Here is a 25837-nt window from a genome sequence, read left to right on the forward strand (position 1 = left end):
CAATACCTGAGGAAAGAAAGTAGGTGGAATGATGTCTCCAGATCCGAGTGAATATTATTCGAATAGTTTTGACAAATGCGGAGGCATCGTTAAACAGTAGCCTCCGTCTATAAAGGAGGGGTACTGTGTTAGAATTCTACAAAACATTTGAAGATGGTACACGCAAGATCGATGCAGCTGAACCAGGTTGCTGGATCAATGCGGTAGCACCCACAGAAGAAGAAAGAAATTATCTAATTGAAGAAATTGGAGTTTTGCCGGAATTTGTAAAATCTTCTTTGGATGAAGAAGAAAGTTCACATATCGATTACGATGATGATTTTAGACAGACACTGGTCATTGTCGACTATCCAAGTGCCGATGATGAGCAGACCGGAGAAGATTTTACAACTTTGCAATATACGACCTTGCCATTAGGTGTTGTGATTTTAAAAGGATATATTGTAACAATTTCTCTACATGAAAATTACAATATAGAAGATATGGCTCAGCAGCGAATCAAAGGAATTGATACTCGTTTAAAAACACGTTTCTTGTTGTTACTTGTCTTGCGCATATCACAACGCTATTTAATTTACTTAAGACAAATTGATCGCTTATCTTCAAGAACAGAAATGCGTTTACATCAGTCCATGCAAAATAAAGAATTGATTCAGATGTTAGGGTTGGAAAAATCTTTAGTATATTTTTCAACATCTTTAAAATCTGTTGAGATTACTTTAAATAAGATCATGCGAGGAAAACAAATTAAACTATATGAAGAAGATGAGGATTTGTTGGAAGACGTAATGATCGAGGTGCATCAGGCCATTGAGATGTGTAACATTTATTCAAATATCTTGTCTGGTACGATGGATGCCTTTGCGAGCGTGATTTCTAATAACTTGAACATCGTAATGAAAGTTTTAACCGTTATCACGATCGTAATGTCAATTCCAAATATTATCTTCAGTTTTTATGGAATGAATGTTGATGGACTTCCATTTGCTTCAAGTATCTGGATTCCAATTGGTATTGCCGTTGTTGCATGTGCGATTGCAACGTATATCTTCTCTAAAAAAGATATGTTTCATTGATATAGAAAAATAGAGTCTAAGAGCTCAGTAGATCTAATATCTATTTTGAGTCAAGACTCTTTTTTTCATCGCTATATTCGAAATGAATTGTTTTTTTAATTAGAAGCACAAAATAATTTAAAAGTTATAACATTTACTTTCTTTTTTTTGTGGCTGTGCTATGCTTGAAGCAAGGAAGTGATATCATGCAATTATCAATAATTACCGATCAAATCAATCAGGATTTTGAAACAGCTTTACAAATCATTCATGAACACGGTTATAAGTATATCGAAATCCATAATGTTTTTTCAAAATCTATCGAAGAGTGTAACGACAAAGAAGTAAAAAAAATTAAAGAATTAGTTCAACGTTATGAAGTAAAAGTAACGAACATAGCGAGTACTATCTTTTTCTTGTGTCCTTTATACGAAAACGATCAAGTTACTTTGTTCAATCCTGAGTTTTATTCGATTAAAGGAAATGTTCACACGCATTTAAGGTATCTTGAGAATGCTTGTAAAATTGCTCTAGAACTTGACTGTAAACGAATTCGTGTATTTCCATTTCGTTGGCCAGATAATAGAAAACCGCCTTTTGGCACAAAAGAGGATATGGAAATTATCTTGAATAACCTATTGTTGGCAGAAAAAATTGCTCGTAATTATGGAATTACGCTTGTCTTAGAGAATTGTCCATATTCGCATCTACCAAAGGGGAAGATGACCTTACAATTGGTTCAACAGATCAATAGTCCTTATCTCAAGCTTTTGTGGGATCCAGCCAATTCATATCGCGCCTTTAAACAAAATGTTCCATTAGAATATCAGGGGATAACACTGATTGAAGAATTAAAAGAAGTTTATCCTTACATCGATCATATTCATGTCAAAGATTATCATTATGTAGAAGGATTTAAAAAACCGTTTGTGCATAAACCAATCTATGATGGGGATATTGATTATGATTCTATCTTTGCCTACCTAAAAGAACAAGGCTATGATAAAGCACTGTCCTTAGAGCCAGAAGTTAGTCATAAAGAAGCCTTGTTATGCATGAAAAGACTACAAGAAAAGACAAAATAAAAAGCAGGGATTCCTGCTTTTTGATTTATTTCTTGATGCTTGGTTCTACAGCTTTATATAGAAGAGGAACGATGATCAAACCTAAGATCAAAGTTGGAACCATGTATGTTGCCTGGTAAACGATGCTTCCCCATAAATCAACACCCCACACAACAGTTCCAGAAATGGTTGAACAAACAAAACGAATGAAGTTTGTTACCAATACACCTGTATAGAAATAACCAAAGTTTGGAAACAAACATGCGATTCCATATACACTGAATGCTAATAAATAGTCTAGTAAAAAACCTAGTAAATCAGGTGTATACATAGGTCCTGTTACAAATTGAGCGAATACGGAAACAACGGATACAAATAATCCTTTCTTCCATCCTAGATGATAACTAGCCATTAACAAAGCTAGAGTAGATACACCTAGGCTTCCTCCGTTTGGCATTTGGAAGATTCCTAATGTATTGACAAATGTGTCCAATACCATAAATAGGGCAACATAAAACGCCATCAAAACTAGATCTTTAACTGATAAATTCTTCATAAAAAAACACCTCCATGTTTGAGGCGTAAGGATCATTACAAAAATATCAAATACTTTTATAGACTCCCTACGCTAGCATTACCTAGTTCAGGTCATGAGGGACCGTTATCATAACATCTCAGCCAAAATTGGCGCCCCTGTCTTGACAGTTCTATTATAGATATTTTTTTTAATGATGCAAGTTAAAATAATAAATTTCTGGTGTAGACAACAAACGCACATTGACATTTGTACAACCAACTCCACTAGAGATAATATAATCAAAACTTAAATTTTTTGAGATGGATCGATTTAACTGGGTGGCATTTTCGATACTTCTATAACCTCCAATGATTGGATAGGTTACTTGTGTACCATGAGAATGTCCTGCAAGAGCTAAGGAAATCGGATATGAAGCAAGTGTTTCATTAACTAGCGTATCTGGATAATGACTTATCAACAGATTATATTCATCAGAACTTAAATTAGATAACGCCTGTTCGAAGTTAGGCTGTGAAGATAAACCAATTAAACGAATTGATGCAGTGGATTGATTTCCAATTTTAACATTGATATCACTTAAGATTTCAAACTGACTATTGGAATAAATGTTATTAACCGTATTTAACATTGTTTCATCTAACTGATCTTTTTCACCAAGAACCGCAAATTTACCTAAAGGAGCATCGATTTTTGATAAATAGTTAATTAAAAGTTGATTGTTTTCATCATTGATCTGATCAGATGAATCATATAAATCACCACCGAAGATCACAACATCTGGAGCTAGATCATAGATGGTGTTAAAGAGATTTTCCGTTCGTTCTTGATTTTGAAACTCGCCGAATTCTAAGTCTGTGAAGTAAAGGATGGATACATCATTCAAACTTGTTGGGATAGCTTCATCCTGCAGAGTTTGATAAATAACGTTTAGATTATTAGGATTTACATAGATTGCCCGATACAAAGAAAAAGTGATCGATACCATGATACCGACAAGGATACTTAGAAGAATGATCAACTTTTTTTGTAGATTTGTAATTTCCATATGTTCACCCCTATGCAAAAAATTGTAACATATCAAATTGAAAAATCAAAAAAAGGATAACTTTGAAGTTACCCTATTCATGTGAAGTATTTACCTTGCGGGGTTTACGTGCTGTTTTTCGCGCGTTTTGTAATTCTTCCATCGTAGCCTTGGAATTGATGATAACAGGAATTACGATTGGATTTCGATGTGTCTTTCTATATAAGAAAGGTTCCAGTGTTGAGCGAACACAGTTTTTCAATTCAGAGAATGTAGTTTTTTCTTTCATTCTTTCCTGTAAAGAAGCATTTACGATAAATTCAGCTTCCTTGATCAATCCCTGTGAATCTTTGATGAACACAAAACCACGTGATACGATAACCGGACGCATCAAGATCTTATTGATCTTGGAATCAATGGCAATAATGACTGCTACTAATCCGTTGTCTGCCAATATGCGACGATCTTTTAAGACTGCTGTGGATAATCCACTGATGTCATTTCCATCGACATAGATATCATCTCCCTGGTATCGCCAGTCGCTTTGAAGAATTTCATGATTACGCAAAATCAAGATATCTCCATTGGCGCAAACAAAGATGTTTTCTTTAGGGATACCTACCTCCATGGCGGTTTGACGATGCTGCATCAACATTTTATATTCGCCATGTACAGGCATGAAATATCTTGGACGAATCAATTGCAGCATAAGTTTTTGTTCTTCTTTAGAAGCGTGCCCTGTTGTGTGCAGATTGTTCAAAACTGATTTTGTAAGAACGGTAGCTCCAGCGCGGAACAAATTGTCTACGACTTTATTAACACTGGATGTGTTTCCTGGGATTGGATTGCTGGAGAAAACGATCGTATCACCTGGTTTTAGATGAATGTGACGATGTGTACCATTGGCAATTCGACTTAGTGCAGCCAAAGGTTCTCCCTGGCTTCCTGTACAGATGATACAGATTTTATCATCTGGTGTATGTGCTAATTCATCCGGTGATAACATATCACTGTTCTTGATATGGATCGTACCCATTTTTCGTCCAATATCCACCACATTTTCCATGCTTCGACCAAACACGATAACTTTACGTTTGCATTTGACGGCTGCTTCAATGATTTGAGAAACGCGATGTACATTTGAGGCAAATGTCGCAACAATCAAGCGCTGTTTTGTTTTGCGCATGATTTCTAAGATCTCGTCTGCAACTTTCTTTTCTGAAATAGAAAAGTCTTCAACACCTGAATTGGTAGAATCCGACATTAATAAATCTGGTTTTAAAACTCCAATATGAGCCATTTTTTGATAATCGGCATTGGTTCCAACTGGAGTTAAGTCAAATTTGAAGTCACCTGTATGTACGATCGTTCCATTTGGTGTTGTGATCAATACTCCTAATGAATCTGGGATGGAGTGGATCGTATTGAAAAATCCAACGGTAAAATAACGAGTTGAAACGCGACTATCTTCGTTGATTTCAATGATTTTTGTGTTCTCTAATCCTTTATGTTCACTTAATTTTTTTTGAATTAAAGCTTTGGCAAATCGAGGTGCATAAATCGCATCGATTTGTACTTGTTTTAATAGGAATGGGATTCCTCCAATGTGGTCCTCATGTCCATGTGTTATTACTAAAAATTTCCTTTTTTTGTTCATACGAATCAAGTGGTGATAGTCAGGAATGACATAATCGACACCCAAAAGCTCATCACCAGGAAATAAAACACCGCAGTCTACGATGCATATTTCATTCTCGTGTTCATAACAATACATGTTTTTACCAACTTCGCCTAGTCCACCTAATGCATAGATGAGGGTATCGGTTTTCTCAACATGATTTTTGGTATGATATGGTTTTCTTGAGTTCGTATGCCCTAAAACATTATTTTGTCTAGTTGGCATATTCTTCCTCTTTCTAATTCCGTTTTTCTTTTATCATTATAACAAACAAATATCTTAAAAAAAAGCAGAAGCTAAATAACTTCTGCCAACTCATCTTCTTTCCATGGATCGTTTTTATCAATGCGATCATAGAACAATATTCCAGATAAATGATCAATTTCGTGTTGTAAGGCTATCGCAAAATAACCTTCTGCGCTGATAGTTACATTATCGTCTTTGATCAAGTCATAGCCACGAACTTTGATGCGTGCATGACGGAATACGTGTCCTTCATGAACCTCTTTGACGGATAAGCATCCTTCTCCATTATCTAAGTAAGCGTTTTGTACAGATTCACTGATGATTTTAGGGTTGGCAAGGGCAACTTCCTGCACATTGCCTTCTTCGTCCGGTACAACGACCGCAATTAATTTTTTAGGGACTCCTACTTGAATGGCCGCAATACCTACAGCTGGTTCTAGATTGTCTCTTTCGGCAATTTCTTCATCGGTTGAATTACGCACATATTCTAACAGTGCTTCTAGAAGCTCTTTATCTTCTTGGTTTAAGGGGAGCTCTACTTTTTCACTTTTTTGTCTAATTCTTGGATCTGTGTCCAAGATGATATTCTCACATGTAATCTTCATAATTTTTATCCTCGGACTCTATTCTAGTTTATTTTTTGATAAATGACAATTTATTTGATTATTTTTCTCATTGCTTTACACATGTGTTAAAATAGGTGCATGGCTAGAAAAAGACTCTCAAGAAAAGATAAAGCACAAAAAAAGTTAGAACAGAAAAAAAAACGTACTCAGCGATTACGTTCTTTTATTGATTTGATTATGTTGCGAAAACATAGTGATATATACATAAATGTAGCAGTCTTTGTCTTAATTCTGTTTGGAACGTTTATGATCGTTTCAACCAACGTTGGACAGACTACGACAAATTCTACGGTCGTTTTAACTACACTGATCAAACAGATTGCCTTTTTGTTTGCGGCATATTTCTGTATGTGGATCGTCAATCATGTATTCAGTTTTCGTTGGTTTAGTAAAGCAGAGATGATGTTTATATTATTTATGTCGGTATTTATGATGATGCCGTTTGCCTTTAGTGCATCTGGTGGATCTCAGGCATGGATTCGTTTACCTGGTGGTATTACGATCCAGCCAAGTGAATTTACCAAGCCGCTTTTGATCGTTTTGATTGCCTGTGCAGTTTATAAGGCAAAAAGAAATCCTAAGTTGCAGGAAAAATGGTCTAAATTATTTCGTTTTCCTATTTATGCACTTGTGTTAGATATTATCTTTTTGATTCTACAAAGAGACTTGGGAACAATGTCCATTGTTGCAATGATTTTCTTTGTTTGTATATTGATTCCAGATTATCCATCAATTCAAAGAATCCAAAAAAATCTAAAACGCCTATTTACAGTAAGTGTTTTAGGTGTGGTGGTTCTATTTGGTATTACGGATATCGGAACAGACATCATTGCCCAGACACCTTTTTCGCATGTTGCGACTCGTATTGAAAACGCAAAAAATCCATATAATGATATATATGGAGAAGGATATCAGCCAGCCAACTCTTTATACGGTATTGCATCAAGTAATATCATAGGAAAGGGAATAGGGGCTTCTGCACGTAAATATGGATATTTAACACAGGCGGATAACGACTATATCTTGGCCGTAACGATCGAAGAAACTGGTGTTTTTGGATTAGGATTGATCGTACTTTTGTATGGGGTCATAATTTATCGTTTGTTTTATTATGCTTTTAAGACAAATGAAACAGTTTATAAAATTGTGCTAGTTGGAAATGCCACCTATTTGTTCATGCATTTCTTCTTGAATGTTGGTGGTGTGGCTGCCTTGATTCCATTTACCGGAGTTCCGCTGCTGTTTATTAGTAGTGGTGGTTCTTCTTTGATGGCTATTTGTACGGCGATTGGTTTATCGCAACAGTGTATTTCACAAATACGAGTAAAGGAGATGAATGCCTAATGCGTATCGTTGCAGGAAAATATGGATCAAGACCTTTGAAATCATGCAAAGGCGATACGACAAGACCGACAGCAGATAAAGTGAAAGGGGCTGTTTTTTCCAGCCTTGGAGGTTCTTTTGATTCTGGAAGAATGTTGGATTGTTACAGCGGCACAGGCAATATGGCTTTAGAAGCTTTATCAAGAGGTATGAAATTTGCAACCATGGTTGAAAAAGATCGTATAGCTCTTAATGTAATTCGCGAAAATGTGAAATCTTTGCAGGAAAAGAATTGTGAAATTATATCTGGGAGCATTTTTTCTGTTATGAATCGATTGAAAGAAGCTTATGATTTAGTTTATATTGATCCTCCTTATAAAGAAGAAAAGAATGTGGAATTGATCGAAAAATTGGATCAGTTATCTTTGATAAATACAAATGGAATGGTCGTAGTGGAAAGTTTGGCTCAACAAACATTTCCAGAACAGATCGCAACACTATCAAAACAAAAAGAAAAAGTGTATGGTATTACCAAGATCACATATTATAGAAAGCAGGAACAACAATGAAAACAGCAGCCTTTTGTGGAACATTTGACCCGGTAACTTTAGGACATGTGGATTTGATTAAAAGAGCAAGTAAGATGTTTGATAAACTGGTGGTCTTTGTTTCACCTAATTCGCTGAAAACGAATACTTTTTCAAATGAACAAAAACTTGCCTGGTTAAATGAAATCACTAAGGATATGTCTAATGTCGAGTGTTATATCCAGGATGGATTGGTTGTTGAAGCTTGTCATAAAGTTGGGGCAACTGTGCTTGTCAGAGGAATTCGAAATACAGTGGATTTTGAATATGAAAAGAATATGGCTGGTATGAACGCTTTGATCGATCCAGCCATTGATACGATCTGCCTTTATACAAGAGAAGATTTGGCGCTTTGTTCCAGTACGAATGTTCGTGAATTTATAAAATATGGTTTAGATATATCGTCTTTTGTACCAGAGTGTGTGCTTAAAACGATCAAAGAGAGGGAATCGAAATGAGAACATTTACAGATTGGTTAAGAAATGAAGGCTTTAGACCAAAACGAGAAGATATTTATGAGGAAGCTTGTACACATTCAAGCTATGCCAATGAACATCCTCATGGTTGTGATAATAATGAACGTTTGGAATTCATGGGGGATGCAGTCTTGCAGATTTGGAGTGCAGATCAGTTGTTTCATATGCAGCCAAAGATGCACGAAGGAAAAATGACAACCTTACGAGCTCAGACGGTGTGTGAAGCAACGCTTGCAAAGTTAAATGAAGAATTAGGCTGGTATAAATTTTTGAAATTAGGAGTTGGTGAAGAAAAGAGCGGAGGTAGAAAGCGTCGTTCTTTAATGGCCGACCAGTTTGAAGCTTGTATCGGAGCAATGTATATCGATTTGGGATATGAAGCCTGTGATAAGATTTTGACCGAATATATGATGCCAGTATTTGGTAGTGAAAAAAGTGAAGATGTAACAGATTATAAGACCCATCTTCAAGAGGTGATCCAGGCTGATTCTAGAAAGACTATTCAATATAAACTTATTGAAGAACAAGGTCCAAGTAATGCGCCTACTTTTACGATGGGAGTCTATTTGGATGACATCTTGTTAGGAAAGGGAACCAGCAGCACAAAGAAAAAAGCTGAGCAGCTGGCTGCCAAAGCAGCCTTTGATAAAATGGCTAAGTAAAGGAGGAAAGTATGGCACAGGACGTAACAAAATCCTTTGAAAAACTATTACCGTCATCATTAACGGGATATTTTGATAATGCGACCTTTGTCAAAAATCCTGTTTTTCATTCACAAAAAAAACAATTGGAACTAAACATTGAAGTAGAGAATGTACTTCCATTTTCTATATATGAAGAAGTTTTTTCTAAACTACAATTAGCTCTTCATGTTCATCTTGTATGGAATCTGCAGTCTAGAAATCCTCAAGTTTCAATGGAAGAACTTGATCTTTATGTCAATTATTTTGTAGAAAAAGTAGATGTGTTGCGATGTTTTCGTTTTCTACATCCTTATCAGGAAAATCATACTGTTTGTTTTTCAACGAAAGATCCAGAAAGACTGGCATCTTTAAATCTTTCTTTGCCTACACTAAAGGAAGAATTGAAAAAAGTTGGTATTGAGATGGATATTCTATGTAAATTGGTTGAAGATGATGAAGATATAGAAACCAATGTGATTGAAATCAAACCAATTCCTCAAAAGGTAGCGCCAGAACCAAAGCGCAATAACTATTCTTATAAAAAAGAAGAAGCGGAAATCTATAAGATTTCAGAACTTCAAGTAGGAATGCGTAATGTTGCCTTTGAAGGACATATTTTTTCTATTGATAATCGAGTCATGAAGTCAAAAAAAACATTGCAGATGTTATATATCAGTGATTATGAAGATGCGATCGTTGCCAAGCGTTTTGAAGGGGCACGATGTCCTTTAGAAGAAATCGAAAAAGCAAAAAAAGGACAGACCGTTCGTGTAACTGGTGAAGTTGTCTATGATTCTTTTTCCAAATGCGATGCCTTTATGATCAACAAGATGGAAGTGATTCCAGAAAAGAAACGGGTGGATAATGCCAAAGAAAAACGTATTGAATGGCATGTTCATTCCAATTTCTCAGAAATGGATGGGGTTTGTGCAATCGAAGAGTTCATTCAGACGGCATATGACTGGGGCATGGATGCGATTGGAATTTGTGACCACCAAGTCGTTCAGGCTTTTCCCATGGCACAACATAAGGTAAGTGCTTTAAATAAATCCAATCCAAATCGCAATTTTCAAATGTTGTATGGTTGTGAAATGAGCATGGTAGATCCAGAATATAAGATCGTAACCAATAATAACCATGCCAAATTGGAAGATTGTACATTTGTGGTATTTGACCTTGAAACCACAGGTTTATCCAATCGTTTGGATAAGATCATTGAATTTGGTGCGGTCAAGATGAAAAACCGTGAAGTGATTTCACGGAAGCAGATGTTTATCAATCCAGAATGTAAATTGCCGGCACATATCATGTCTTTAACACACATTACACAAAATGATGTAGATAGTGCTAAGACGATCGAAGAGGCAATAGATGAAATATTAGAGTATTTTGAGGATGCAGTATTAGTTGCCCATAATGGAGTGTTTGACGTTGGTTTCATCAATGCAGCTTTACGTAAGTTAGGAAGAGAAGAGTTAAAAAATCCAACAATTGACACTTTGCCACTGGCATATGCGATCCTGAACCGAAAAGGATATCGACTAGGACAGGTATGTCGTTCTTATGGGGTCAGCTATGATGGGGAAGGTGCCCATAGAGCTGATTATGATGCGGAAGTCTTATCGCAGGTAATGTGTCATATGATGAATGATCTGGGCAGTGAGGCAACGATGGATACATTATGTCAGTTGCAGGATAAACCAGAAGGATTTAAGAAGAATCATCCAAATCATATTACTGTATACGCTAAAAATAAAGAAGGGTTAAAAGACCTTTTCGAACTGATTACTTTATCGCATACACAATATTTGGCTTATAATGGAAAATCAGGTGAAAATGTGGTGGCAGAGCCACGCATCATTCGCAAAGAGTTGATCGAAAAACACGCACATGGAAATCTATTGTTTGGATCTTCATGTCAAAATGGTGAGATCTTTGATTTGGCACATACGCGAAGTGAACAAGAATTGCTGGATGCGATGGATTTCTATGATTATATCGAAGTTCAACCTTTAGAATGTTATAAAAATATGATCGATCGAGGCAGTATCAAAGATGTTGACGAATTAAAAGAAATCATACGCTTTATCCTTGATGCAGCCAAGAAGAAAAATAAGATGGTCATTGCGACAAGTGATGCACACTATGTACACCCACATGAAAAACGTGTGCGTGATATTTATATCAATGCCAAAGCGATTGGAAACGCAAGGCATCCTTTATATTTCTATGATCGTGTAAAGCGTAAAGCATGCAAGGCACCGGATCAGCATTTACTGACGACAGATGAGATGTTGCAGGCATTCAGTTGGATTGGGGAAGATCTTGCGTATAAGATCGTTGTTGAAAATCCAAGAGAACTTAAATCTATGATGGAACCAATTTATCCAATCAAAGATAAACTGTATCCACCTGATATTGAGGGATCCGATCAAAAATTACGTGATATTTGTTTTGAAACAGCTCATTCGATTTATGGAGATAATCTACCAGATGTAGTAGAGAAAAGATTGTCCCGTGAATTAGACAGCATTATTGGGCATGGATATTATGTTGTTTACTATATTTCACATTTATTGGTTAAAAAGAGCAATGATGATGGATATCTAGTCGGAAGTCGTGGATCTGTTGGATCCAGTTTTGTTGCGACGATGTCCAATATTACCGAAGTAAATCCACTGACACCACATTATGTATGTCCAAAATGTCATTACTATGAATTTGTTGATGATGAAGATGTTAAATCTGGATTTGACCTTCCAGATAAATCGTGTCCTGTATGTGGAACTATCATACGTGGTGATGGACAGGATATTCCATTTGAGACATTCCTGGGCTTTGAAGGAGATAAAGTTCCGGATATCGATTTAAACTTCTCTGGAGAATATCAGCCAACAGCTCATGCCTATACCAAGGAAGTATTCGGTGAAGATCATGTCTTTCGTGCAGGAACCGTAGGTACGGTTCAGGAAAAGACAGCTTATGGATATGTCAAGGGCTATGAAGAAGAGATGGATATTCCTGAATACAGTGAGGCAAAGCGTACAGATCTGGCAAAAGCCTGTGAAGGGGTAAAACGTACTACAGGACAACATCCAGGTGGTATCGTTGTTGTGCCATTGGATATGGATGTTCATGATTTTACTCCAGTACAATACCCAGCTAATAATCCAAATGCAGAATGGAAGACTACGCACTTTGATTTCCATCAGATTCATGACAATATCTTAAAATTTGATATTCTTGGTCACGTTGATCCAACTGCCATGAAGATGTTGGAGAGAATTACGGGTGTAGATGTAAGAAAGATTCCAATGAATGATATTGAAACGATGATGATCTTCTCATCGACAGATTCATTAAAAATTGATACGACAAAATACAATGAGGTAACCGGAGCAGCCGGAATTCCTGAATTTGGTACTCCATTTGTTCGTGGTATCCTGGAATTGACAAAACCAACGACTTTTGGAGAATTGGTCACAATTTCTGGATTGTCCCATGGTACAGATGTTTGGTTAGGGAATGCCAAAGACTTGATTGATAATGGAACATGTGTCTTAAGTGAAGTTATCGGATGTCGTGATGATATTATGGTCGATTTGATTCAATATGGATTGGAACCAAAGCTTTCTTTTACGATCATGGAGAGCGTTCGTAAAGGAAAAGGTTTAAAAGATGACTGGATCAAGGCAATGAAAGCCAGCAATGTTCCAGATTGGTTCATTGATTCCTGCCTAAAGATCAAATACATGTTCCCAAAAGCCCATGCGGTTGCCTATGTTATGATGGCGGTGCGTATTGCCTGGTTCAAGGTGCACATGCCAGTTCATTATTATTGTATGTTCTTTAGTATTCGTTGTGATGCTTATGACATTCAAACGATGATTGCCGGAGAAGAAGCAATACGTATGCGAATGAGTGATATCAAGCGTGCAAGAGAAGATAAGACCCAGAAAGTATCGGATAAAGAAAATGCGATTTATGATACGTTAGAACTTGCCTTGGAAATGACATTGCGTGGTTTTAGATTCTCCAATGTTTCAATCAATCGTTCAGCAGCCAATGAATTTATCGTAGACCCGGATGATCCTAAAGCTATAATTCCACCATTTACAAGTCTGGATGGATTAGGTGATAACGTAGGAAAATCGGTTGTCGAGGCAAGAGAAAAACGACCATTCTTATCCAAAGAGGATGTCTTAAAAAGAACACAGCTTTCTAAGACCTTGTGTGATCGATTGGATCAAATGGGTGCGATGGAAGGATTGGACGAAGAAAACCAAATGACTTTATTCTAATAATTTCTCTATAGGTTCATCTTAATATGTTCAAGCAATGAAAGATGCAGTAGAAATCGATGGTGTCGATATGATGGGATATACAAGTTGGGGACCTATTGATCTGGTAAGTGCCTCTACCGGTGAGATGAAAAAACGCTATGGTTTTATTTATGTTGATCTAGATAATGAAGGAAAAGGAACTTTGAAGAGAACAAAGAAAAAATCATTTGTGTGGTATAAAAAGTTCATTGAGACAAATGGAGAAGATTTAAGTTATTGATACAGAGATAGAGCGGCTTAGGCTGCTCTTCTTTTTTTGAGTTTATGTGCGAATTGAGTATAATTAGGATATGGTTTATAAAATATTTATTGTAGAAGATGATAAAGTGATTTCACAAAAAATGGCAGAGTTTTTATCCAGCTGGAATTACCAAGTAAGGCAGGTTCATGATTTTTCTAAGATCATGGAGGAATTTATTGCCTTTGATCCGGATCTGATCTTGATGGATATTACGCTTCCGCATCTAAATGGTTATCACTGGACCTTGGAAATTCGTAAGTTCTCAAAAGTACCAATTCTATTTGTATCTAGCGCCAACGACGATATGAACATTGTTATGGCGATATCGCAGGGAGCGGATGACTATATCACAAAACCATTTGATCTACAGGTTTTGGCTGCCGAGATCCAGGCCCTATTAAGAAGAACCTATGATTTTAATTCACAAAGTCATTTTATTGAACACAAAGGTGTTCGATTTAATGTGGAAGATAATACAGTGTCTTTTCAGGACAAGAGCATCGAATTGACCAAGAATGAAGCCAAGATCTTGAGACTCTTGTTGGAAAGAAAGAATTCGATCGTTTCTCGAGATGATTTGATGGAATACTTGTGGAAGACTGATTATTATGTGGATGAAAACGCACTCAGCGTGAATGTGAACCGTTTACGAAAGAAGTTAGAACAAATTGATGTTCGAGATTTTATCATCACAAAAAAGGGAATTGGGTATTTGGTATGATAGTGCTTCATTATTTAAAAGATAGATTATTGGCCATCATCGTGTTTTTGATGTCATTTTTGATTTTATCCTTTTTATTCTTTCTCTATCGATACGAATTAGATATGATCATTTATGCCTATATGTTGATAGGAGTATTGATCTTAGGTGTCTGCATCATTGATTTCTATCGTTATTATAAGCAGCACGAGACATTAACGACCTTACAAATCAAAAATAATGTATCTTTATCTCCTTTTATTTTGGATACTTCTTTAAAGGGACAGGATTATAAGAAGATCTTGCAGGCTATGGATCAAGATAAACTGCGAATTATTGAAGAAAATGAAGCTAGACAAAAAGAACAGATGGACTATTTTACATTATGGGCTCATCAAGCCAAGCTTCCTATTGCAGCCATGCGCCTTTGTCTAGATACAGATCCAATTGATCAAAAAGAACTCAAAATGCAGCTTTTACGCATGGAACAGTATACAGACATGGTTTTGGCTTACTTAAGAATGAACAGTACACAGACAGATTATGTTTTTCGTGAACAGGATCTAGATGATCTCATTCGTCAAGCCATTCGTCATTTTTCCAGTGAATTTATATACCGTAAGGTTATGCTGGATTTTAAAGAAACGCATACATGCGTATTAACCGATGAAAAATGGTTTGTGTTTGTATTAGAACAAATTTTATCTAATGCCTTAAAGTATACAAATCCAAAAGGGAAGATCATGATTTACTTACAAGATGAACATGAGCTTGTGATTGAAGACAATGGAATTGGTATTGAACAAAGCGATCTAAAGCGAGTCTTTGAAAGAGGATTTACCGGATACAATGGTCGTATTGATAAGAAAGCCAGTGGTCTGGGTTTATATCTTTGTAAGGAGATTTTGGATAAGCTTAATCATTCAATTGCGATTGAGTCCAAACGACATCAGGGCACTAAAGTTATCATTACATTGGACCGATATGATTTTGGTATATTAAAGGATTAAAGCTCACAATATGTGGGCTTTCTTTGTGTTTCTTTCAGAAATGTAAGATTCGCGTTTGTTTTGTAAGGAAATTCGATGGTTGTGTATTTTCTAAACATCTATACTGAAGATGTATTAAGGAGGAGACGAATTATGTCATTATTAACAGTAAATCGATTGAAGAAAGTTTATACTACAAGATTTTCGCAGAACCAGGTTCTTGCGCTATCCGATGTAAACTTCAGTATAGAAAAAGGGGAGTATGTCGCAATCATGGGAGAATCAGGATCTGGTAAAACAACGCTCTTGAATATTCTGGCTGCATTGGATAAACCAACGAGTGGTACTGTTTTATTGAATGGAAAAGATATCACCAAAATTAACGAAAAAGAAATCTGTGCTTTTCGACGAGATCATCTTGGGTTTGTTTTCCAGGATTTTAACTTATTAGATACGTTTTCCAATATGGATAATATCTTTTTACCATTGGTTCTATCTAAGAAGAAGTATCCTGAAATGAAATTGAAACTAGAACCGATTGCGCGTCAGTTAGGAATTGAGTCGATTTTAAAGAAATATCCATATGAGATTTCTGGTGGGCAGAAACAAAGAGTAGCGGTTGCCCGTGCATTGATCACACATCCAGATTTGATCCTTGCCGATGAACCAACTGGGGCTTTGGATTCTAAATCAACAGAAGAATTGCTTCGTTTATTTTCTAAAATCAATGAAAACAATCAAACGATTTTGATGGTTACACACTCAATCAAAGCAGCCAGTCATGCCCAAAGAGTGTTATTCATCAAAGATGGTGTGGTATTCCATCAAATCTATCGTGGCGATAAGAGCATGGATGAAATGTATCAAAATATCTCCGATACTTTGACAGTGCTGGCGACGGGTGGTGCTCGCAATGAGTAAAACGTTTTACTTTCGACTGGCATTTGATAATCTAAAGAAAAATGCCAAAATGTACATACCTTTTGTCCTTTCCTGTATCTTAACGATCATGATGTATTATATGGTATCTTCTTTATCTATGAATCCCAATATGATGAACATGATTGGTGGAGATGTCATGCAGCAGATTTTAAGCCTGGGCATCTATGTTATTACGGTTTTTGCGGTAATTTTCTTATTCTACACAAATTCATTTTTAATCAAACGAAGAAAACGTGAATTTGGGCTCTTTAATATCTTAGGTATGGAAAAGAAACATCTTTCTATTGTGATTGCCTTGGAATCTATGATTGTCTTTCTTGTGTCAATGGTTCTAGGAATCGGAATAGGAATTCTTTTAGATAAAGCGTTTTATCTGTTGATTGCCAAGATGTTAAATGCATCCATTGCCTTGGGATTTTATATCTCTTATCAATCTATCGTAAATTCAATCATTTTATTCTTGATTATCTTTGTTTTAATGTATTTATTCTCTTTGATTCAGATTAATTTATCCAATCCAATTGAGTTGCTGCATGGAGATCAACATGGAGAAAAAGAGCCAAAGACAAAATGGTTATTAGCAATTATTGGCTTGATTTGTCTAGGAACAGGATATTATATGTCTGTTTCAATCCAAGATCCAGTTACTGCTTTTGCGTTCTTCATGGTTGCGGTCATTCTAGTCGTAATTGGAACATATATGTTATTTACGGCTGGCAGTATCGTTATCTTAAAGCTCTTAAGGAAAAATAAGCGTTATTACTACAAGACCAATCATTTTATTTCTGTTTCCAACATGATTTATCGTATGAAACAAAATGCGGTTGGCTTGGGGAACATTTGTATTTTGTCTACTATGGTTTTGGTCATGTTATCAACAACAATTTCTTTATGGGTAGGAATGAACGATATCATCGAGACGCGTTTCCCTCGAGATATCACAGTATCTATTAATAGTGTTGATTCTAACCAGGCCCTTTATACGATTGATGATATGAATTATGCCATTGAACAGGCAGGTATTCAAACGGAAGATGAATTGGTTTACCGTACTTTATCCGTAAGTGCTTTTAACCAAGGAAATACATATACGTTTGGAAATGAGAATATGTCATTGCAGGACATTTCAAATGTAGTTGTTCTGTATTTTATAACACTTGATGACTATAACAGAACAGAAGGAACCAATGTGAGTCTTGCGCCAGATGAAGTGTTGGTTTTTCCATCAGGAAAACAGTTTGATCATAAAACAATTGATATTGCCTCAAATACATTTAAGGTAAAAGGAATTCTAGATTCGATCAAAGCCGATTCCAATTACAGTGCCAATCTGCAGAACTCAATGTTTGTTGTAGTAGATTCTATGGATACTTTGTTTATGATCGATGATCTTCAAAAACAAGCGTATGGTGATAATGCAAGTTATATTCATACCAGTTATGATTTCAATTTAAGCAAATCAGAAGAAATGAGCGTTAAAGAAGCCACAGATGCCTTGATTGCAAACTATCCAGGAGATACAACTTACATGATGGTGGATACACAGGAAGGAAATTATGAAGATCTATTGTCTTTATATGCCAGTTTCTTGTTTATCGGCATCTTCTTGAGTTTTCTATTTATCATGGCCACAGTCTTGATCATGTATTATAAGCAGATCACAGAGGGATATGAAGATAAGAAACGATTTGAAATCATGCAGAAAGTAGGACTGGATAAACGTGAAGTAAAAAAGACGATCAATTCTCAAGTTTTAACTGTATTCTTTCTACCTCTTGTGGTGGCAGCGATCCATATTGTGTTTGCCTTCCCAATGATTGAAAAAATGCTTCGCTTATTGTATTTGGATAATACAAATCTTTATATTATGACTACCGTAATTTGTTTTGGAGTATTTGCCTTAGTGTATGTTTTGATCTATTTCTTGACCAGCAAGGTCTATTATGGAATTGTTCGAAACGCTATGTAAGATCATTCCAGGCGCTTTGTTTATTATTTATCTGTTCTATATTAATCATAAGGAAAGTTAAATCAATAAGCTTAAAATTCAATATTGTTTTAAATGATTCTATGCTAAAATAAGGACATTAGCGAAATAAGGAGTATAGAATTTATGAGCTTTACGATGAAACCAAAAAAGAACATATTATTTGATTTGGATGGAACGTTATTGCCAATGGATATTAATGAGTTTGAAAAGGCATATTTCATGGGATTATGTGGTTGTATGATAGATCGTATCGATCCAAAAGACCTATATAAACATATTTGGGGTGGAACCAAACAAATGGTATTGAATACAGGACCTAAAACAAATATGGAAGTTTTCCGTGATTATTTCAATAATAATACAAGCTTAGATTATGATGAGTGTGAACCAATTTTTTTGGATTTCTATGCCAATGAATTTCAAAATTGTGTGAATGCATGTAAGGTTACCAATCTTAGCAAGGAAATTGTTTCGACATTGCAGGAAAAAGGATATACTGTAGCAATCGCAACAAATCCAATCTTCCCTCAGATTGCCACATATTCACGCTTAAACTGGCTTCATATTGATCCAGAGAGTCTTCCTTTGGTTACAACTTTTGAAAATTCGCATTCTGCAAAGCCCAACCCAGCTTATTACAAAGAAGTTTGTGAGTCTTTAAAGGTGGCTCCAGAAGATTGCATCATGATTGGTAACGATGTTGCGGAAGATGGAATTGCCAAAAAACTTGGAATGGAAGTTATGTTGATCGAAGATTGTCTTTTAAATAAAGATAATTTACCAACAGATGATTTCCAGATGGGAAGTTTAAAAGATTTATTAGAATGGGCAAAAAGTTTACCAGAAGTAAAATAAAACAAATATGGCACCAATCAGGTGCCGTTTATCTTATATAAATCGTATAGAATCATGATAGAAAAATAAAAAAGGTGTGGAGGTTTTATGATTGTATTCTGGATAATTGGAGTTTTGTTTCTTGTTGTTGGACTTATTGTTTGCGTGCCTCGTTATAGAATGTTTTTAAAATACAAAGGTCGAGCTAGCGGTAAGATCATAAAGATCGAAACAAATGGGAAAACCAGTCGAGCTATATTTGAGTATAGCGTAGGAAAGAGAATATATAGGCAGCATACAGGATGAACTTCAAATGGGATCTTTGTGGTGGGGAACCATTGTAGTGTAGTATATTCGTTTAAAGATCCACAACGATCTTATATTAAAAATAGTGGTCAACTTATACAATGTATTGTTAGTACTGTATTTGTGATTATCGGGATTGTTGCCCTTTGTCTAGGATATATACTTCAAGGCGTTCTTTAAAATAAAACCGTCAGCGTTTGTGCTGGCGGTTATCTTTTTATTTGCCCAGGCAAAATTTAGAGAATAAAGTATCCAGTAAATCTTCGCGATGAACTTCACCAAGGATTTCTTTTAAATGATCATGTGCCATTTGAATATCAATTTCAATTAAATCCGGTTCTATAAAGTTTTCCATTGCCTCTTTTGCTCGTATCATATCCTGCTTAGCTTGGTTTAATAAACCAATTTGTCTTTCATTAGATAAAAGAGGTTCTTCTTTTAACAAGTCGTTTTGATACATGTTTTCCAAGGCTTCGATCAAGGAATGGATATCATTGTTTTGGGCACTGATCCAGATACCTTCTTTGTCTGTGTTTTGAGACAGGTCTTCTTTGTTATAGATGATCAAACGCATCTTATCATTTGTAAGCTCAAGTAATTTTTTATCTTCTTCATCTAAAGGCTTGCTGCCATCAAAGACTAATAGAACAAGTTTGGCTTGTTTTAATTTTTCCTGACTTTTTTCAATTCCTATTTGTTCTATCTTATCTTTGGCATCACGAATTCCTGCTGTATCGATCAGGTTTAACTGTATGGAACCAATATGGATCTGTCCTTCCACGATATCACGTGTGGTGCCGGCGATATCGGTTACAATTGCCTTATCTTCTTCTAATAAAGCATTCAATAATGAACTCTTACCGACATTTGGCTTTCCAATAATGACTGTATCAATACCTTTCTTCAACAGTTGTCCTGTTTGAACACGGTTCAAAATGGTATCAATCTTGGTGAGCCATTCATTGGTTTTTGGTAGCAGATCATGTGTTGTTAGTTGGGCAACATCATCATATTCTGGATAGTCAATATTTACTTCGATATTGGCAATGATTTCCATCAAATCATCGATTAGAGGTTGCAGCAATTTTTTGATACTGCCTCGGATACCTCGAATCGCCATATTGGCGGCTGTATCATTGGATGCTTCAATCATATCTTGTACGGCTTCAGCTTGGGATAAATCGATTCTTCCATGATAGAAAGCTCTTTGTGTAAATTCACCGGGTTTTGCCAGCATAGCTCCATGACTTAATACGATGGATAAGATCTTACGTGTGATAAAAGTACCGCCATGACAGTTGATTTCTACGATATCCTCTCGGGTATATGTTTTTGGTGCTCTAAAGATTGAAACAAGCACTTCATCAACAGGTTGTTTGTTGTCATCCAAAATAAATCCATAATGGATGGTATGACTTTTCGCATCTAATATGTTTTTTGAAAATATGCTTTGAACGATAGATATAGCTTCATCACCACTTAAGCGAATGATAGAAATAGCACCATCCTGTAATGCAGTTGAGATGGCAGCAATTGTATGTTGAAACATTGTGTTTTCCTTCTTTCTTTTGTAAATATAGTATAATATATATACACGTGAAATGTAAGAAGGGAACAACATATGAAACAATATACTCAAGATCAAATCCATGAAGTTGCCAAAGCATTTAAAGATCATGAAATCATAGCAATTTCAACCGATACAGTATATGGAGTCGGTGTGATGTATGGTGATCTAGATGCATTGCATAATTTGAAACATGCCAAACATCGTCCAGAGACAAAACCAATTCCTATGATGGTATCAAAGCTGGAACAATTAGAAGGTATTGCCATAATTGATGAAAGAACAAAGTTGATCGCAAAACATTTTTTGCCCGGAGCTTTGACACTGGTGCTTCCAGTGGATCCAAGATTGGATAAATCCTATAATAACGGACTTGAAACAATTGCAATTCGTATTCCAGATGAAGAATTTGTCTTATCTTTGATCGATGAATTAGATACTCCATTATTAGTAACTAGTGCCAATCAATCTGGCGCGCCAACAGCTCTAAAATATGAAGATGTTTTAGAACAGTTACCAAATATTGATGGGATCGTACTAGGAAAGTGTAGAGCACTTCAGGCAAGTACGATTGTGGATTGTACTAAAGAAGATCTAAAAATTTTAAGAGAAGGACCAATATCATTAGAAGAGTTAGTTTGTGTGATTGAGAATAAATCAAAATAGTATTTGACAAAGTTATTTTAGTCTTGTACGATACTTAGCGGATAAAGGCTATGAAAAGGACGAGTATCTTAGGATAATGTTACAGAGAGCTTTTGGTTGGTGGAAAAAAGCACAGGACCTTTGAGAATAAAACCTTGGAGCTGTATGTAATTCCTGCATTAAAGGAAGCACTGTTAATTGACAGTGGCAGAGGTTTTCTAGAGTGATCTGGAAGACAAACTAGGGTGGTAACACGAGCATTTCGTCCCTATGACGAGTGCTCTTTTTTTTTATTGAGTATAGGAAAGGATAAAGAAAATGGAAAAATTAACTGAACAGGAAAAAGTGCGTCGCCAGAAGATGCAGGATCTTCAAGACATGGGAATCGATCCATTTGGAAAGCGTTATGATCGCACAACAACTTCTGGAAAAATCGTTGAAGCGTATGAAAACTGCACAAAAGAAGAACTTCAGGAAAAAGAAGTACACGTAAAAGTGGCAGGACGCATCATGACCAAACGCCGTCAGGGGAAAGCTGGTTTCATGCATATCCAGGATGTGGATGGACAGATTCAGATTTATGTACGTAAAGATGTAATTGGTGATGATCAATATGAAATCTTTAAGAAAAATGACATTGGAGATATCGTAGGTATCGAAGGAACGGTCATGAAAACGGACCATGGCCAGTTATCTGTTCGTGCGCAGGTATATACACACTTATCTAAATCTTTAAGACCATTGCCAGAAAAATTCCATGGTTTAACTGATGTAGAAGAGCGTTATCGTCGTCGTTATGTAGATTTGATCATGAATCCAGAGGCAAAACATATTGCCTTAACACGACCAAAAATTATTCGTGCCATTCAACATTATTTAGATGGTCAAGGTCTTGTAGAAGTGGAAACACCAGTATTGCAGCCTATTTTAGGCGGGGCTAGTGCTAGACCATTTGTGACACATCACAATACTTTAGATATGGATTTCTATATGCGAATAGCAACAGAATTACCATTAAAACGTTTGATCGTTGGTGGTTTGGAAGGTGTTTATGAAATTGGACGTTTATTCCGTAATGAAGGAATGGATGCAATGCATAACCCTGAATTTACAACAGTAGAAGCCTATGTAGCCTATAGTGATCTATATGGTATGATGGATCTGATTGAAGGATTGTTTGATTCTGTTGCCAATGAAGTATTAGATACAACAGAAATTACATATCAAGGGCAACAGCTGTCTTTAAAAGCACCATTTAAACGAATTCACATGGTGGATGCGATCAAAGAAGCCTGCGGAGTTGATTTCTGGAAAGAAATGACTTTGGATGAAGCCAAAGCACTTGCTAAAGAACATGATATTGAAGTCGAAAAAATCCATAACTCTGTTGGACATATCATCAACTTATTCTTTGAAAAATATGTAGAAGAAACAATTGTTCAGCCTACATTTGTATATGGGCATCCTACAAGTATTTCGCCGCTTGCCAAAAAGAATGCAGAGGATCCTCGTTTTGCCGATCGCTATGAATTATTCATCTGTGGACATGAATATGCGAATGCATTCTCTGAGTTAAATGATCCAATCGATCAAAGACAGCGCTTTGAAAAACAGTTGGAGCTAAGAGAACTTGGAGATGATGAAGCCAACGAAGTCGATACAGATTATGTAGAAGCATTGGAATACGGCATGCCTCCTACTGGTGGTGTAGGACTTGGAATTGACCGCTTTGTGATGTTGTTGACAGATCAGAGAACAATTCGTGAAGTCTTATTGTTCCCGACAATGAAGTCCTTAGATGGTGTAAATAAGAAAAATGATGTAAATAATACAGCTTCTGAAGCACCTGAAAAAAATGTAAAAACTGAGTCTGAAAAGATTGATTTTTCTAAGGTAAAGGTAGAGCCTTTATTTGAGGAATTTGTTGATTTTGATACATTCAGCAAGTCAGATTTCCGTGCAGTAAAGGTTAAAGAGTGTGTTGCAGTACCGAAGTCAAAGAAACTGTTACAGTTTACTCTTGATGACGGAACAGGCACAGACAGAACCATTTTAAGCGGTATTCATAGCTTTTATGAGCCGGAAGAACTGGTTGGAAAGACTCTGATTGCTATCACAAATCTTCCACCGAGAGCTATGATGGGCATTGACTCTTGCGGTATGCTCCTCAGTGCTATTCATGAAGAAGAAGGCGAAGAAAAGCTTCATCTTCTGATGGTAGATGACCACATTCCGGCAGGTGCGAAGCTCTATTAAGATGATGTAAAGATGTACCGTTTTACCAAATAGACGGGACATACTTCATTTGATAAAAAACTGAAAAAACAGCGATTTACATCAAACTTACATCATTTGATGCAGAAATCGGTGCAAGCAAGAAAAAATCGCATAATTAGTGCAATGAGTGGGCAATTCCAATTGGAGTTGCCCATTTTTAAAACAAACAGAAATACAAATCGGAATTTTTGAGAGAAATTTAAAAACCGTCTCATTGCATGAGTATATTTATTGAGATATGATTGGCTTGGAGGTGATACTTATGGCAAATGAAGATAAAAAAGATTTTAATGCTATGCTTATGGATAGCAAGGATATGCCTAAAGTTCAAATAATAACAGATGAAAAGAGCATTGAAAAATATGGTGGAGATAAAATGTACTTTGCCCCACCTATTGACTATGACAAAGTAATGCGACTTGTGCCTTGTGGTAAATTGCTTACTGTAGGTACAATAAGAGATTACTTTGCTAAACAAAGCGGTGCTGATTTTACAGAGCCAATCACAGCTGGAATTTTTGTTTCAATAGTTGCATGGGCGAGTTATCAGCGTGCAGAAGATAAAACACCTTATTGGAGAACATTGAAAGCAAATGGGGAATTAAATGCAAAGTATCCTGGAGGAGTTGAGGCACAAAAGGAGATGCTTGAGAAGGAGGGACATACTGTAATACAAAAAGGTAGAACCAATATTAAGTATTATGTTAAGGACTACGAAAAAGCATTATTTACATTGTAATAGATAATGTGAAACTTTCAGTTTGCCAACTTGCCCTTTGAGAGAGGAGAAATCCCTTTCTCAAAGGGCTTTTTCTATTTATACGGATATTCGCAAACTACAAGATAAAGCCAAAACTTCATATACTCTAAGCACAAGGAGGTTGAGGTTTGGCTATGAATAACAGTTTAGCAGAAGTACACCCGGAGCTTGTTTCGGAGTGGTCGGAAAAGAATTTAACGCTTACGCCTGATGACATTACTTTCGGTTCAAATAAAAAAGTATGGTGGAGAGGTGCTTGCGGTCATGAATGGCAGGCAAGCGTTAAGGCTCGTTCTAATGGAGAGAAATGTCCGATATGTTCCGGTGCGAGAGTGATTGCAGGTATTAACGATTTGGCGACATTAGAGCCACTATTGGTAAAGCAGTGGTCGAAAAAGAATAAGATAAAACCGATAGAGGTTTCTATTGGTTCTCATAAGAAAGTGATATGGAGATGTAAAAAAGGTCACGAGTGGGAAGCTGCCGTTAAGAGCAGGACAATAAATAAAACAGGTTGTCCGTACTGCTCTCATAATAAAGTGTTGGCAGGATTTAATGACCTTGCAACACTTCTGCCGGATATAGCTGCCGAGTGGTCGGATAGAAATTATCCGTTACTTCCAACTCAGGTTACGGTCTTTGCCAATCGTAAGGCTTGGTGGAAGTGTAAGGATTGCGGCAGAGAGTGGAACACCCTTATTTCTACTCGTTCCGGTGGGAGCAAATGCCCGTATTGCAGTGGGTACATATTCCTGAAAGGGTTTAATGATTTGCAGACAACACACCCTGAAATTGCTTCGGAGTGGTCGGAGAAGAACTTACCATTGAAGCCTGATGAGGTAAATGCAAAATCGAGGAAAAATGTCTGGTGGAAGTGCAGAAAATGCGGTAACGAGTGGAAATCAGTTATCAATGCCCGTGTGAAAGGTACGGTATGCCCCGT

Annotated in this window: 22 protein-coding genes, 1 pseudogene, 1 riboswitch and 1 other annotated feature; of the genes and pseudogenes, 18 read left to right on the forward strand and 5 right to left on the reverse strand. The window is 36.3% G+C overall.

The features are described 5' to 3' along the window. Nucleotides 1–125: 125 nt before the first annotated feature. Together HMPREF0367_RS04135 and HMPREF0367_RS04140 are read left to right on the forward strand one after the other, a co-directional pair. Nucleotides 126–1076 carry a magnesium transporter CorA family protein gene (locus HMPREF0367_RS04135; protein ID WP_022355673.1) on the forward strand — a complete coding sequence of 317 codons (951 nt, stop codon included), beginning with the start codon at nucleotides 126–128 and terminating at the stop codon, nucleotides 1074–1076. 185 nt (nucleotides 1077–1261) lie between these two features. After that, a complete protein-coding gene (locus tag HMPREF0367_RS04140) occupies nucleotides 1262–2140 on the forward strand; it encodes a sugar phosphate isomerase/epimerase family protein (RefSeq protein ID WP_035401458.1) in 879 nt (292 codons plus the stop codon). A 25-nt stretch (nucleotides 2141–2165) separates the two neighbouring features. On the opposite strand, the gene HMPREF0367_RS04145 is transcribed toward HMPREF0367_RS04140, so the two are convergent. From HMPREF0367_RS04145 to def, 4 genes are all read right to left on the reverse strand, one after another. Continuing rightward, nucleotides 2166–2675: an energy-coupled thiamine transporter ThiT gene (locus HMPREF0367_RS04145; RefSeq protein ID WP_022355675.1), complete on the reverse strand. Its 510-nt coding sequence runs from the start codon at nucleotides 2673–2675 to the stop codon at nucleotides 2166–2168. Nucleotides 2676–2722: 47 nt separating this feature from the next. Beyond that, nucleotides 2723–2824, reverse strand: a riboswitch (TPP riboswitch). A gap of 20 nt (nucleotides 2825–2844) precedes the next feature. Continuing rightward, nucleotides 2845–3702, reverse strand: a complete 858-nt coding sequence (locus tag HMPREF0367_RS04150; RefSeq protein ID WP_035401460.1) for a metallophosphoesterase — start codon at nucleotides 3700–3702, stop codon at nucleotides 2845–2847. 73 nt (nucleotides 3703–3775) lie between these two features. Next, nucleotides 3776–5584 carry a ribonuclease J gene (locus HMPREF0367_RS04155; RefSeq protein WP_022355677.1) on the reverse strand — a complete coding sequence of 603 codons (1809 nt, stop codon included), beginning with the start codon at nucleotides 5582–5584 and terminating at the stop codon, nucleotides 3776–3778. 71 nt (nucleotides 5585–5655) lie between these two features. Further along, on the reverse strand, nucleotides 5656–6210 hold the full coding sequence (def, locus tag HMPREF0367_RS04160) for a peptide deformylase (RefSeq protein WP_022355678.1): 555 nt from the start codon (nucleotides 6208–6210) through the stop codon (nucleotides 5656–5658). 99 nt (nucleotides 6211–6309) lie between these two features. On the opposite strand from def, the gene HMPREF0367_RS04165 reads away from it, so the two are divergent. From HMPREF0367_RS04165 to HMPREF0367_RS04220, 12 genes and pseudogenes are all read left to right on the forward strand, one after another. Continuing rightward, a complete protein-coding gene (locus HMPREF0367_RS04165; protein WP_022355679.1) occupies nucleotides 6310–7575 on the forward strand; it encodes an FtsW/RodA/SpoVE family cell cycle protein in 1266 nt (421 codons plus the stop codon). After that, complete coding sequence (rsmD, locus tag HMPREF0367_RS04170; protein ID WP_035401464.1) at nucleotides 7575–8123, forward strand: 16S rRNA (guanine(966)-N(2))-methyltransferase RsmD; 549 nt, start codon at nucleotides 7575–7577, stop codon at nucleotides 8121–8123. Before HMPREF0367_RS04165 ends, rsmD begins: the two co-directional genes overlap by 1 nt. Then, nucleotides 8120–8599, forward strand: coding sequence for a pantetheine-phosphate adenylyltransferase (gene coaD / locus HMPREF0367_RS04175; protein ID WP_022355681.1), 480 nt, complete (start codon nucleotides 8120–8122; stop codon nucleotides 8597–8599). Before rsmD ends, coaD begins: the two co-directional genes overlap by 4 nt. Beyond that, a complete protein-coding gene (gene rnc, locus HMPREF0367_RS04180) occupies nucleotides 8596–9279 on the forward strand; it encodes a ribonuclease III (RefSeq protein WP_022355682.1) in 684 nt (227 codons plus the stop codon). The genes coaD and rnc overlap by 4 nt, the downstream gene beginning before the upstream one ends. 11 nt (nucleotides 9280–9290) lie before the next feature. Continuing rightward, nucleotides 9291–13601 (forward strand): PolC-type DNA polymerase III, encoded by a 4311-nt coding sequence (locus HMPREF0367_RS04185; protein ID WP_035401469.1) that lies wholly within the window; start codon nucleotides 9291–9293, stop codon nucleotides 13599–13601. A gap of 34 nt (nucleotides 13602–13635) precedes the next feature. Further along, a pseudogene (locus HMPREF0367_RS04190) lies at nucleotides 13636–13863 on the forward strand (family 1 glycosylhydrolase); the annotation flags it as partial. 70 nt (nucleotides 13864–13933) lie between these two features. Then, nucleotides 13934–14605 carry a response regulator transcription factor gene (locus tag HMPREF0367_RS04195; RefSeq protein ID WP_035401473.1) on the forward strand — a complete coding sequence of 224 codons (672 nt, stop codon included), beginning with the start codon at nucleotides 13934–13936 and terminating at the stop codon, nucleotides 14603–14605. Next, complete coding sequence (locus tag HMPREF0367_RS04200) at nucleotides 14602–15594, forward strand: sensor histidine kinase (RefSeq protein ID WP_015536235.1); 993 nt, start codon at nucleotides 14602–14604, stop codon at nucleotides 15592–15594. Before HMPREF0367_RS04195 ends, HMPREF0367_RS04200 begins: the two co-directional genes overlap by 4 nt. 132 nt (nucleotides 15595–15726) lie before the next feature. Continuing rightward, a complete protein-coding gene (locus tag HMPREF0367_RS04205) occupies nucleotides 15727–16494 on the forward strand; it encodes an ABC transporter ATP-binding protein (protein ID WP_022355686.1) in 768 nt (255 codons plus the stop codon). Further along, a complete protein-coding gene (locus tag HMPREF0367_RS04210; protein ID WP_035401476.1) occupies nucleotides 16487–18484 on the forward strand; it encodes an ABC transporter permease in 1998 nt (665 codons plus the stop codon). The genes HMPREF0367_RS04205 and HMPREF0367_RS04210 overlap by 8 nt, the downstream gene beginning before the upstream one ends. A 144-nt stretch (nucleotides 18485–18628) precedes the next feature. Further along, entirely contained in the window at nucleotides 18629–19360 is a 732-nt protein-coding gene (locus HMPREF0367_RS04215; RefSeq protein ID WP_051335172.1) for an HAD family hydrolase, read from the forward strand. An 87-nt stretch (nucleotides 19361–19447) separates the two neighbouring features. After that, nucleotides 19448–19645 (forward strand): hypothetical protein, encoded by a 198-nt coding sequence (locus HMPREF0367_RS04220; protein ID WP_035401479.1) that lies wholly within the window; start codon nucleotides 19448–19450, stop codon nucleotides 19643–19645. Nucleotides 19646–19862: 217 nt separating this feature from the next. On the opposite strand, the gene mnmE is transcribed toward HMPREF0367_RS04220, so the two are convergent. Continuing rightward, nucleotides 19863–21194: a tRNA uridine-5-carboxymethylaminomethyl(34) synthesis GTPase MnmE gene (gene mnmE / locus HMPREF0367_RS04225; RefSeq protein WP_035401481.1), complete on the reverse strand. Its 1332-nt coding sequence runs from the start codon at nucleotides 21192–21194 to the stop codon at nucleotides 19863–19865. A gap of 72 nt (nucleotides 21195–21266) precedes the next feature. On the opposite strand from mnmE, the gene HMPREF0367_RS04230 reads away from it, so the two are divergent. The 4 genes from HMPREF0367_RS04230 to HMPREF0367_RS04245 all read left to right on the forward strand — a co-directional run. Further along, the gene (locus HMPREF0367_RS04230; protein WP_035401483.1) at nucleotides 21267–21878 is read left to right on the forward strand and encodes an L-threonylcarbamoyladenylate synthase; all 612 of its coding nucleotides are present in this window, start codon (nucleotides 21267–21269) and stop codon (nucleotides 21876–21878) included. A 41-nt stretch (nucleotides 21879–21919) separates the two neighbouring features. Continuing rightward, nucleotides 21920–22130 (forward strand) — a binding site (T-box leader). 45 nt (nucleotides 22131–22175) lie between these two features. Next, nucleotides 22176–24113, forward strand: a complete 1938-nt coding sequence (gene lysS, locus HMPREF0367_RS04235) for a lysine--tRNA ligase (protein ID WP_035401485.1) — start codon at nucleotides 22176–22178, stop codon at nucleotides 24111–24113. A gap of 283 nt (nucleotides 24114–24396) precedes the next feature. Next, nucleotides 24397–24873 carry an MGMT family protein gene (locus HMPREF0367_RS04240; protein WP_035401488.1) on the forward strand — a complete coding sequence of 159 codons (477 nt, stop codon included), beginning with the start codon at nucleotides 24397–24399 and terminating at the stop codon, nucleotides 24871–24873. A 155-nt stretch (nucleotides 24874–25028) separates the two neighbouring features. Beyond that, a partial coding sequence (locus HMPREF0367_RS04245; protein ID WP_035401490.1) for a zinc-ribbon domain-containing protein occupies nucleotides 25029–25837 on the forward strand: 809 nt, incomplete at its 3' end.

It is taken from the genome of Faecalitalea cylindroides ATCC 27803 (genome assembly GCF_000469305.1).
GTDB classification, from domain to species: Bacteria; Bacillota_I; Bacilli_A; order Erysipelotrichales; family Erysipelotrichaceae; genus Faecalitalea; species Faecalitalea cylindroides.

Coding starts and splice junctions, on each gene's coding strand:
- HMPREF0367_RS04140 (WP_035401458.1), top strand. CDS start 1,262: ATGCAATTATCAATAATTACCGATCAAATCAATCAGGATTTTGAAACA.
- HMPREF0367_RS04145 (WP_022355675.1), bottom strand. CDS start 2,675: ATGAAGAATTTATCAGTTAAAGATCTAGTTTTGATGGCGTTTTATGTT.
- HMPREF0367_RS04150 (WP_035401460.1), bottom strand. CDS start 3,702: ATGGAAATTACAAATCTACAAAAAAAGTTGATCATTCTTCTAAGTATC.
- HMPREF0367_RS04155 (WP_022355677.1), bottom strand. CDS start 5,584: ATGCCAACTAGACAAAATAATGTTTTAGGGCATACGAACTCAAGAAAA.
- def (WP_022355678.1), bottom strand. CDS start 6,210: ATGAAGATTACATGTGAGAATATCATCTTGGACACAGATCCAAGAATT.
- HMPREF0367_RS04165 (WP_022355679.1), top strand. CDS start 6,310: ATGGCTAGAAAAAGACTCTCAAGAAAAGATAAAGCACAAAAAAAGTTA.
- rsmD (WP_035401464.1), top strand. CDS start 7,575: ATGCGTATCGTTGCAGGAAAATATGGATCAAGACCTTTGAAATCATGC.
- coaD (WP_022355681.1), top strand. CDS start 8,120: ATGAAAACAGCAGCCTTTTGTGGAACATTTGACCCGGTAACTTTAGGA.
- rnc (WP_022355682.1), top strand. CDS start 8,596: ATGAGAACATTTACAGATTGGTTAAGAAATGAAGGCTTTAGACCAAAA.
- HMPREF0367_RS04185 (WP_035401469.1), top strand. CDS start 9,291: ATGGCACAGGACGTAACAAAATCCTTTGAAAAACTATTACCGTCATCA.
- HMPREF0367_RS04195 (WP_035401473.1), top strand. CDS start 13,934: ATGGTTTATAAAATATTTATTGTAGAAGATGATAAAGTGATTTCACAA.
- HMPREF0367_RS04200 (WP_015536235.1), top strand. CDS start 14,602: ATGATAGTGCTTCATTATTTAAAAGATAGATTATTGGCCATCATCGTG.
- HMPREF0367_RS04205 (WP_022355686.1), top strand. CDS start 15,727: ATGTCATTATTAACAGTAAATCGATTGAAGAAAGTTTATACTACAAGA.
- HMPREF0367_RS04210 (WP_035401476.1), top strand. CDS start 16,487: ATGAGTAAAACGTTTTACTTTCGACTGGCATTTGATAATCTAAAGAAA.
- HMPREF0367_RS04215 (WP_051335172.1), top strand. CDS start 18,629: ATGAGCTTTACGATGAAACCAAAAAAGAACATATTATTTGATTTGGAT.
- HMPREF0367_RS04220 (WP_035401479.1), top strand. CDS start 19,448: ATGATTGTATTCTGGATAATTGGAGTTTTGTTTCTTGTTGTTGGACTT.
- mnmE (WP_035401481.1), bottom strand. CDS start 21,194: ATGTTTCAACATACAATTGCTGCCATCTCAACTGCATTACAGGATGGT.
- HMPREF0367_RS04230 (WP_035401483.1), top strand. CDS start 21,267: ATGAAACAATATACTCAAGATCAAATCCATGAAGTTGCCAAAGCATTT.
- lysS (WP_035401485.1), top strand. CDS start 22,176: ATGGAAAAATTAACTGAACAGGAAAAAGTGCGTCGCCAGAAGATGCAG.
- HMPREF0367_RS04240 (WP_035401488.1), top strand. CDS start 24,397: ATGGCAAATGAAGATAAAAAAGATTTTAATGCTATGCTTATGGATAGC.